We start from the raw sequence: 548 nt of genomic DNA, 5'->3' as shown, positions 1-548 counted from the left end.
ACGTAGTACGTGTGGAGGTCGTCGACGGTGAGGTTGTAGGCGGGCTGGAGCGTGCTCCGATGCCGGACGGCCTCGATGCGCTGGGGCCGTCCGGCCGGGTCGCGCAGTTCGTCGCCGACCCTGAGGTCCACGGCGTCGATCCACTGCTTCTGGCTCTCGGACCAGAAGGGGTGGTGGTCGGTGCTGGTCAGGGACTTTCCGGAGCCCAGCGAGATGTCGGTGAAGCCACGGTCGTCCGGGGTATAGATGGCCGCAGAGACCCGACGGGGTCCAGTCACTCCGGTCGTGGGGTCGGTGGCGAGAACCTTGTCCCCTGCCTTGACGGTCTCGATCCTACGAGTGGATCCGTCCGCCATCAGGACGTGGGTGCCGGCCGGGAAACTGTTCATCCGGAGTCGGGGGCACGACGGAGGGAGCCGGTTGACGAGCTTCTGGATGAACTCGACGGCCTTCTCGCCCCAGGACCCGAACTTCTTGGCCCACTGGGCGAGTTTGGCGACGGCGGCACCGTCGCCGATGAAGGGGATCGCGCCGATGCAGGAGGTGAG

Annotated in this window: 1 protein-coding gene; it reads right to left on the bottom strand. The window is 67.0% G+C overall.

Features of this window, described 5'->3' with window-relative positions:
• On the bottom strand, nucleotides 1-548 hold a 548-nt coding region (locus AE652_RS42810; protein ID WP_049661808.1), incomplete at both ends, for a polymorphic toxin-type HINT domain-containing protein.

This window comes from Kitasatospora sp. MY 5-36 (assembly GCF_001182915.1).
Lineage (GTDB): Bacteria > Actinomycetota > Actinomycetes > Streptomycetales > Streptomycetaceae > Kitasatospora.
Note: the sequence above shows the minus strand (reverse complement) of the source record. Positions and strands in the feature narration are given on the sequence as shown.